The following is a 1,545-nucleotide window of genomic DNA, read 5'->3' on the forward strand; positions in this document are numbered from 1 at the left end:
ACCTACTTGATAAACAGACAAAACCTACTTGATAAACAGACAAAACCTACTTGATAACCTTCTGTGAGCCTTGGGAGAGTAGGGCTCAAGAGGGGTCTAAAAGAGGTTTAAAAGAGGTTTATAAAAGAGGTATATAAGAGGCACCACTGTACGAGATACAAACCTAAAAAAAAACACAAAGGAGTGAGCCAAAAAACGGCCCACATTAAACTCCAGTCGCACAGCTCCTTGCGCCTCACGCTGTTCGTTGCTTAAAAGGTGTGGCAAGCCACATTTAATCGGGCGCTAACGCCCCGAACCCCGTCCAAGCTGAACCAGCTTGACCGTTTTTTCACTCGCCGTTAGGCAAGAAAGCAAAGTTTTTGTAGAAACTTTGGCTTTCGCCAAATCAGTGTTAAGACTAGTTAATAGCTGTCAATTCCTTATGCTCCCACGCTTTGCTCGTCCGCTATCATTGACAGCAAACAGTTAGTTTTTCTGAATATTAACAAGACTTTAACTGCTATATTCGTTTTTAAGGGCCTTATTTTTTGTTCTCAGCGATTTTAAGGCTATTTATATACATTTATACCAAAGTCAAAATAAAAAGCCCTCAGCGACTTTTTAGAGGGCTAAATAACGAAGCCAGGACGATTAATAATATCTTCTTGTCTTTTTTGTAAAATATAAGTATATAGGGAATCATACAAATTCTTTTTGATCTCGTCAGGTTCATTGACAGAAGCTTCAAACAATTCTTGAATATCAACTTGCCAAGGATCAGCAAGCATTTCATCAATTGGCTTTAATACTTTCTTTTCGTCCATCTGAGTTACTCCTAACATTAGCTAATTATTTCAGGTTTAAATTAAAGGCATCTTTTTATAGTTAGTTATTCAAAGATTGTGATTAAGTTTAGAAAGAAAAACGGTGTAAAGCAATTAAAAAGATTTGTTTGAGCGCAGCGAAATCTAATACAATTTTTGGGGTATCGAAACACGTCAAAGTTAGTTGACGTGTAAGTGCGCATTGAACTAAAAAAAACCTTTTATTTTAATGATCAAGTTAGCTATTTTTTAGCGTCATTAAACGGAATGAAATGAGTTTAATGCGCACTTACACATAGAATTTATTCTATGTTGTGCTAGACCCATTAAAAACCTGTCTCAGAAGTTGCCTTCGGCAACAACTAAAAACTCAAAGAAAACTAACCAAAATCAATTTGATCTAACATACTTTCGGTACTTGCTTGATCCAAGCCTAAATAAGCTAAAGTCATTGATTCACTGGAATGATTTAATAAGTGCATGACTAGGCCAATATTGTAATTGGATTGCGTATAAACGCGATAAGCCCCAGTTTTGCGCATAGTGTGGGTCCCTAGATAATTAATGCCTAAAAGATCGCCGACTTTGCTCATGATTTTATAGAACTGTTTTTCCGTAATATGCCGTTCTGGGTGTTGAATGGACGGAAAGAGCCATTCAGAATCCAGCTTATGATCAAGCAGCCATTGACGGTACAATAAGAGCTCTGTTTGAACCGGTTTAAGGTACAAGGTATTAG

The 1,545-nt window shown here is 37.1% G+C and carries 2 protein-coding genes; both read right to left on the minus strand.

What is annotated here, in order from left to right; genetic code table 11:
* Nucleotides 1-611: 611 nt before the first annotated feature.
* On the minus strand, nucleotides 612-824 hold the full coding sequence (locus tag IV55_RS10040) for a hypothetical protein (protein ID WP_011005842.1): 213 nt from the start codon (nucleotides 822-824) through the stop codon (nucleotides 612-614).
* A 362-nt stretch (nucleotides 825-1,186) separates the two neighbouring features.
* A partial coding sequence (locus tag IV55_RS10045; RefSeq protein ID WP_237756176.1) for a tyrosine-type recombinase/integrase occupies nucleotides 1,187-1,545 on the minus strand: 359 nt, incomplete at its 5' end.

Origin of the sequence: Furfurilactobacillus siliginis (genome assembly GCF_001437435.1) — a bacterium.
In the GTDB taxonomy this organism is placed as follows: Bacteria; Bacillota; Bacilli; order Lactobacillales; family Lactobacillaceae; genus Furfurilactobacillus; species Furfurilactobacillus siliginis.

Coding starts and splice junctions, on each gene's coding strand:
- IV55_RS10040 (WP_011005842.1), bottom strand. CDS start 824: ATGTTAGGAGTAACTCAGATGGACGAAAAGAAAGTATTAAAGCCAATT.